8 protein-coding genes are annotated in these 7,260 nt (G+C 70.9%); 6 read left to right on the top strand and 2 right to left on the bottom strand.

The genetic code is table 11. From position 1 onward, the window contains the following. Together aroB and B8460_RS16005 are read left to right on the top strand one after the other, a co-directional pair. On the top strand, positions 1–1,402 hold a 1,402-nt coding region (aroB, locus tag B8460_RS16010), incomplete at its 5' end, for a 3-dehydroquinate synthase (RefSeq protein ID WP_084623743.1). Between the two features lie 89 nt (positions 1,403–1,491). After that, entirely contained in the window at positions 1,492–2,061 is a 570-nt protein-coding gene (locus B8460_RS16005) for a type 1 glutamine amidotransferase domain-containing protein (RefSeq protein ID WP_048862612.1), read from the top strand. A gap of 74 nt (positions 2,062–2,135) precedes the next feature. Here the strand turns inward: B8460_RS16005 and B8460_RS16000 are convergent, their stop codons facing one another. Continuing rightward, on the bottom strand, positions 2,136–3,101 hold the full coding sequence (locus B8460_RS16000; RefSeq protein ID WP_048862611.1) for a ring-cleaving dioxygenase: 966 nt from the start codon (positions 3,099–3,101) through the stop codon (positions 2,136–2,138). A gap of 130 nt (positions 3,102–3,231) precedes the next feature. Continuing rightward, a complete protein-coding gene (locus B8460_RS15995) occupies positions 3,232–3,693 on the bottom strand; it encodes a hypothetical protein (RefSeq protein WP_048862610.1) in 462 nt (153 codons plus the stop codon). Between the two features lie 224 nt (positions 3,694–3,917). Here B8460_RS15995 and B8460_RS15990 point away from each other — a divergent pair, with 224 nt between their 5' ends. The 4 genes from B8460_RS15990 to B8460_RS15975 all read left to right on the top strand — a co-directional run. Then, positions 3,918–5,513: a tyrosinase family protein gene (locus B8460_RS15990; protein WP_048862609.1), complete on the top strand. Its 1,596-nt coding sequence runs from the start codon at positions 3,918–3,920 to the stop codon at positions 5,511–5,513. 191 nt (positions 5,514–5,704) lie between these two features. Next, positions 5,705–6,169, top strand: a complete 465-nt coding sequence (locus B8460_RS15985) for a YbhB/YbcL family Raf kinase inhibitor-like protein (RefSeq protein ID WP_241771212.1) — start codon at positions 5,705–5,707, stop codon at positions 6,167–6,169. 117 nt (positions 6,170–6,286) lie between these two features. Further along, entirely contained in the window at positions 6,287–6,838 is a 552-nt protein-coding gene (locus B8460_RS15980; RefSeq protein WP_048862607.1) for a DUF2889 domain-containing protein, read from the top strand. A gap of 66 nt (positions 6,839–6,904) precedes the next feature. Then, a partial coding sequence (locus tag B8460_RS15975) for a GNAT family N-acetyltransferase (protein ID WP_048862606.1) occupies positions 6,905–7,260 on the top strand: 356 nt, incomplete at its 3' end.

Below are 7,260 nucleotides of genomic sequence, written 5' to 3'. Positions count from 1 at the left end.
GGCGACCGGCGGCGGGGCGTGGATGGAGCCGGCGACCCGCGCGATGGCGCGCGCCCGCGCCGTCACCGTCTGGCTGCGCTGCCCGCTGCCGGTGCTGGTGCGCCGCGTCTCCGGGCGCGAGCATCGGCCGCTGCTGCGCGATCAGGACCCGGCCGAGGTGCTGGCGCGCCTCGCCGCCGTCCGCCATCCGGTCTATGCGGAGGCCGATGTGGTGGTCGATTGCGGCGACGAGCCGCCGGAGGTGACGACGATGCGCGTGGCGGAAGCAATCACGGCCTGGCAGCCGCCGCGCCGCCTGCCGGTGCGGCTGGAGACGACGTCCTATGACGTGGTGGTGGGCGACGGGCTGCTCGCCCGCGCCGGCGCCCTGCTGGCCCCGGTGCTGCCGCAGAAGCGCGCCGTTGTGGTGACGGACACGGTGGTGGGCGGGCTGCATCTGGCCACCTTGCGCGCGGGCCTCGCGGAAGCCGGTTTCACGACGGCGGAGATCATCGTCGAGGGCGGCGAGTCGGCCAAAAGCCTCGCGCGCTACGCGGCCCTGGTGGAACAGGTCATCGACGTCGGGATCGAGCGCAAGACGGCGCTGATCGCGCTCGGCGGCGGCGTCGTCGGCGATCTCGCGGGCTTCGCCGCCGCGACCGTGCTGCGCGGCCTGCCGTTCGTGCAGGTGCCGACCACGCTGCTCGCGCAGGTGGACAGCAGCGTCGGCGGCAAGACCGGCGTGAACACGCGCCAGGGCAAGAACCTGGTCGGCGCCTTCCACCAGCCGGCGCTGGTGCTGGCCGATACCGCGACGCTCGCGACGCTGCCGCCGCGCGAGCTGCGCGCGGGTTATGCCGAGATCGTGAAAGCCGGGCTGATCGGCGACGCCGCGCTGTTCGACTGGTGCGAAAGTCACGGCGCCGACGTGGTGGGCGGCGACGCGGCGGCGCAGGCCGAGGCGGTGCTGCGCGCCTGCGCGTTCAAGGCGGGCGTGGTCGGCGACGACGAACGCGAGGAACGGCCCAACGACGGTCGCGCCCTGCTCAACCTCGGCCACACGTTCGGCCACGCGCTGGAGGCGGAATACGGCTATGGCGGCGGCCTGCTGCACGGCGAGGGCGTCGCCGCCGGCCTCGGCCTCGCGTTCCGCCTCTCCGCCCGGCTCGGCCTGTGCGCGGAGGCGGATGCCGCGCGCGTGATCGCGCATCTGCGCGCGACGGGCCTGCCCGCAGGCCTGCGCGACCTCGACCGCCGCTTCTCCGCGGCCGCGCTCTACGCCCACATGCGGCGCGACAAGAAGGTCAAGGACGGCAATATCCGCTTCGTCCTCGTCCGCGGCATCGGCGCCGCCTTCACCACCGCCGAGGTCGAGGAAGGCGCCGTGCTCGCGCTGCTGCGCGACGAGGGGGCGGACGCCTAGCAGGTTGCGGCATGCAACGCGGGCCGCGCCCGCGCGTCCTGATCTGTGCGCGCCGCACGATACGGTGCGCGGAGTGAGGGAGAAAAAGCATGGCCGAGAGCAATCTCAACGGCATCAAGGTCGCGATCCTGGTGACCGACGGTTTCGAACAGGTGGAGATGACGGAGCCGCGCAAGGCGCTTGATCACGCCGGCGCGAAGACAAGCATCGTCTCGCCGAAGCAGGACCGCGTGAAGGGCTGGAAGTCCACCGACTGGGGCGACAGCTTCACCGTGGACGTGCCGCTCGGGCAGGCACGGCCGGAGCATTTCGACGCGCTGCTGCTACCGGGCGGCGTGTACAGCCCCGACAAGCTGCGGATGAATGCCGACGCGGTCGCCTTCGTGCGCGCCTTCGTCGAGCACGACCGGCCGGTGGCGGCGATCTGCCACGGACCGTGGACCTTGATCGAGACCGGCAAGATGCGCGGCCGCCGCCTCGCGTCCTGGCCGTCGCTGCGCACCGACGTGCGCAACGCCGGCGCCGAATGGGTGGATCAGGAGGCGGTGGTGGACGGCAACATCGTCACCAGCCGCAACCCGGATGACATCCCCGCCTTCAACCGCGCGATGATCGAGCTGTTCGCGCGCGCCGGCGGTGGGACGCGGCGCGCGGCCTGATTGACTGACGACAGGGACGGCGCGCGCTACCTTTAACGCGCGCCGTCCCGAGCGTCCCTGGCGCGGCTGTCGCCTCAATGCGCGTGCCGGGGCACCGTGATCGGCTCCAGCGGCGCCACGATCTCCGCGCGCCGGTCCTCGAACCAGGGCGGCAGCAGCAGCGCCTCGCCCAGATGGTCCGGCGCCTCGTCGACCGCGAAGCCGATGTCGCAGGTGGCAAGCTCCACCAGGATGCCGCCCGGCGAGCGCACGTAGATCGAGTGAAAGTAGTTGCGGTCCTTGATTTCGGAGCAATCGGTGTAGCCGAGGCCTTCGAGCCGCGCCTTCACCGCGAGCTGCTCCGTCTCCGTCGGCACCGCGAGCGCCACGTGATGCACGACGCCCTGGCAGAACGCCCACGTGCCCTGCTTCACGTCCGGCTCGTGCAGGAACTCGATCACGCGCCCCGCGCCGCCGCCGTTGATCGCGTAGCGCGTATAGGCGCCGTCGCTGCCGAGCCGCTTGAAGCCAAGCCCTTCGGTGAGGAACCGGTCCTGTTCCTCGGTGTCGCGCACCGACATCGCGACACTGTGAAAGCCGCGTACGCCGGAATCGGCGCCGATATCGGCCGTGGTCCAGGGATCGCGGCGATCGTCCGCGTCCTCGATCATCTCGAACTCAAGCCCGGCGGGATGCGTGAAACGCAGCACGTGCGCGCCGAACCGCTCGCCGGGCTTGCCGTGCGGCACGCCGAGACGGGCGAACCGCTCGGCCCAGAACGCGACCGCGCCGCGCGGCACCGAATAGCCGGTGGTCTTCACCTGCCCCGACCCGCGCCGCCCGACATAGCCGACCTTCCTGAACGGAAACGTCGTCATCACGCTGCCGACCTCGGCGCCGCGGTTGGCGTAATACAGGTGATAGATCGGGTTGGTGCCGTCGAACAGCACGGTCTGCTTGATTATCCGCAGCCCGATCGTGCCGGCGAGGAAGTCGATATCCTCCTGCGCGCCGGACACGCCGCTGGTGACGTGATGCAGTCCGGTGATGGGTGTGTCCATGGCGTCCTCCGCTTCCCTTGACCGACGGTCGTCGCCGCCGTGCGGCGCGACGCTAACAGGCAGGGCGGGGACGGGCCAGCGGGCGGAAACCGGGCAAGCTAGAGACCCAGGGGCCGGGGACGGGCGCGGCTCACCGCAACAGACTCGAGCGCGGCCGCAACGTGCGGGGCGGCGGATGGTCGCCATGGCGCACGGCGATGAACGATGCGGTGACGCCGGCCGGCGCATCCGGCCCGTGCGCCGCCAGCCGGATGACCGTGCCGAGCAACGATGGCACCTGATCGACGGCGTCCGGCCAGCGATGACCGGCGATGCCGCGATAGGCATAGCGCCATCCCGCCGTCGCCGTGCCGTCGAGACCCGTGCCGAGCAGGCTGAACGTATCCCCCTCGGCGGTTGCCCGCGCCGCGCCCGCGATGCGCAGCGCATGTCCCGCCGCCATCCCTAGCGCGCCCCCCACCCGACCGTCGGCGGCCTGCCGCAGTTCGAACACGCCCTCGCCGAAGATCAGCCCGAGGGCCGCGCCCGCGTCCGCGTCGATCAGCCGTTCGACATCGCGATAGGCCCGATACGTCCAGCGTCCGTCCAGCATGCCGCACCTCGCCCGGACCGCGCGCTCATCCTCCGCCGCCCGCCGGAGCTTAGACCGATCCGGGCCGGCACCGATGACAATTTCCGGAACGCCGGCAAACCAAACTGGCAAGTTTCTACCGACATGTTTATCCTATGCGCGAGCCTTTCGTCCGTTTGCGGTTTCACCCCGGCATCCAGCCTGCCCGGACATCCATGCCGGCGCAGCAGGGAGGTTTTGTCGTCATGACGAATGCCCCGGCCCTCCGCGTGCGCCGTTCGATCGCCGACATCCAGGCCGACTACGATGCGGGCCGCAAAACCGAACTCGAAACCCTGATGCGTGCCTGGAAAGGCATCAAGGAACTCGGGCCGAACGAGTTCAACTCGTTCTTCATGATCGGCGGCTTCCACGGCGAGCCGTTTCGCGGGCCGGGCGCGCAGACGCCCGCCTGGTGGGGCGGCTACTGCCAGCACGGCACCGTGCTGTTCCCGACCTGGCACCGCGCCTATCTGCATCGTCTGGAAAGCGCCCTGCGCAGCATCCCCGGCTGCGAGTCCGTCACCCTCCCGTTCTGGGACGAGACGAGCACGCTCAGCCGCAAGACCGGGATTCCCCGGGCGCTGACGGACGAGACCTTCGTGCTCGACGGTCAGACGATCCCCAATCCGCTGCGGTCGTTCACGCTGCCGGCGACGATCGTCGATGCGGTGACCGGGGACAACGATCTCTACACCAAGCCGCAAGACTACACGACGGTGCGGTATCCGCTGTCCGGACTGGTCGGCACGCCCGCCGACCGGGCCGCGACCGCGGCCCACAACGCCCTTTATCCGACGCCGAGCGACCAGACGCGGCTGCTCAACGGCAACATCATGAACTGGCTCAACACCAGCTTCACGGTCGGCGGCAACACCGTCGGGCTGATCTACCAGAAATTCATCGACTGCCTGAACACGCCGACCTACACGCTGTTCTCCAACACGACCAGCGCCGCGAACTGGAACAACGCCAATCCGAAGGCGCTCGTCGTCGCGCTCGAAAGCCCGCACAACAGCATGCATCTGGCGGTCGGCGGCTTCGACGTGCCGGGTCAGGGCACGTTCTCGCCGATCGCCGGCGCCAACGGCGACATGGGCGAGAACGATACTGCGGGGCTCGACCCGATCTTCTACTTCCATCATTGTTTCATCGACTACGTGTTCTGGATCTGGCAGCGCCGCCACAACGCGACGGACACGCTCGCCATCGACGCGGCCGATCCGGGCGCCAAATACGGCGCGCAGAATCAGCCGCCGGCCGGCGCCGATCCGAACGCGACGATGGCGATGACGACGCCGCTCGAACCGTTCTTCCGCCAGTATGGCGTGCCCTATACCAGCGCCGACGTGGTCAACATCGAAAAGCAGCTCGGCTACACCTACGGGCCGGCATCCCTCGACACGTATGCCGCGCCGCCCGGGCCACAGGTGATGGCCGCGGTCCCCACCGCCGTGCCGGGGCAGACGACGGTGCACGTCGCCGGCATCGACCGCTCGAAGATACGCGGCTCGTTCCTGGTCGCCACCTGGGCGGAGCTCGACGGCCGCAAGCAGCTCGTCGGTCTCGATCCGGTGCTCAGCCGCTGGCAGACGGCCGGCTGCGCCAACTGCCAGACGAAGCTGCGTGTCACCTCCGATGTCGCGCTGCCGCCGGGCGCCGATCCGGCATCGGTCGCGGTCGAGGTCCATACCCGCGACGGCCTGCTCGGCCACGGCCCCTCGCCCGGCAGCGTCGGCCTGCTGCCGGAGACGCTCGCGATGGCCGCCGCCCCGCAGCCCTTCACGGTCGAGATCCGGTAAGGCCGCGCGGCGCAGGACGGACTAGCCGCCTCAAGCGCCGCCACCTAAGCTCGGCGCGCGCCACGCAGTCCGACAGAGAAAGACGTCCCATGCCCAAACACCGCGCCATCCCGGCCGCCCTCGCGGCCGCCGCCCTGCTCCTCGCCGCCCCCGCCGCCTGGGCCGCGAAGTTCACCGTCACCAGCCCGGGCATGAAGGCCGGGGCGATGATGCCGGAGAGCACGGTGTTCAAGGGCTTCGGCTGCAGCGGCGGCAACACCTCGCCCGCGCTGGAATGGTCGGGCGCGCCGGCGGGGACCAAGAGTTTCGCCGTCACCGCCTATGACCCCGACGCGCCGACCGGCAGCGGCTGGTGGCATTGGACCGTCGTCAACCTGCCGCCCGGCACCACCAGCCTGCCCGCCGGCGCGGGCAGCGCGGGCGGGACGCTGCCGGCGGGCGCCGTGCAGGGGCGGACCGATTTCGGCGCGCCCGGCTATGGCGGTCCCTGCCCGCCGCCGGGCAAGCCGCACCATTACGTCTTCACGGTCTGGGCGCTGAAGACGCCGTCGCTGCCGGTCGATGCCAATGCGTCCGGCGCGCTGGTCGGCTTCATGCTGCACGCCAACAGCCTCGCCCACACCAGCGTCACCTTCCTCTACGGTCGCGAAAAGTAAGTTCCCGCTCGACGGGCTACCGGCCGGGATGGCAGCTCCGCCGTCCCGGCCATTGGCGGGCTTGCTGCATGGCAGCATATACTTCCCCGGACGCGCCACGCCGCCAGGGGATATGCCATGCCGCTCAGCCCAGCCGCCGACCGAACGCCGCTGCACACGCGGCGCATCGTCATCGACGGGTATCAGCGCGTCGACGGGCTGATCGACGTCGAGGCGACGCTGACCGACACCAAGCCCTATGATTTCGGCAACGAGGACCGGCCCCACATCCCGGCGGGCGAGCCGCTGCACGGAATGTCGCTGCGCATGACCATGGACGAGCAGCTCAATATCCTGGTGTGCGAGGCGTCGATGGACTGGACTCCCTACACGGTCTGCCCCGGTGCCGCGCCCAATTTCGCCGCCCTCGCCGGGCTGCAGATCCGCCCCGGCTTCCTGCGCGCCGCCATGGGCCGGGTCGCCGGCACCACCGGCTGCACCCATCTGCGCGAGTTGCTGCAACAGGTCGCGACCACCGCCTATCAGACCGCCTATTCCCTGCGCATGCGCCGCGGGCACGAGGCGGGCTCGGCCCCCGGCCTGATCGGCACCTGCTATGCCTATGCCGAGGACAGCCCCGTGGTCATCCGCCGCTGGCCCGACCGGGCGAAGATCGCCGCCGCCGACTGACTGCGCCCGGCGCCCCCGCTTGCGCCGCCGCCGTCCGGTGCGTCAGGTTGGCCGCCGGAGAGACACGTGCCCGACACCATTCCACCCGATCCCCACGCGACGCCCGATGGCGACGCGGCCTTCGCGCCGCTGTCGACCCCCCGCCTGACGCTGCGCCTGCTGCGCCCGGATGACGCGGCGGCGCTGCACCGGCTGATCAACGACTGGGAGGTGACGCGCACGCTCACCACCGTCCGCTTTCCCTATGACCGGGCGCTCGCCGACGAGTGGATCGCCTCCACCCACGCCGAGGCCGCCGCCGGCACCGCCTATCACCTCGCCATCACCGGCCGCGACGGCGAGACGGAGATGCTGGTGGGCGGCGTCGGCCTGCGGCTCGATCCGGCGCGGCGGGCGGGACGGCTCGGCTACTGGGTCGGGCG

This window comes from Acidisphaera rubrifaciens HS-AP3, from assembly GCF_000964365.1.
GTDB lineage: Bacteria > Pseudomonadota > Alphaproteobacteria > Acetobacterales > Acetobacteraceae > Acidisphaera > Acidisphaera rubrifaciens.
The sequence above is the reverse complement of the archived record's forward strand: the minus strand, read 5'-3'. Positions and strand labels throughout refer to the sequence as shown.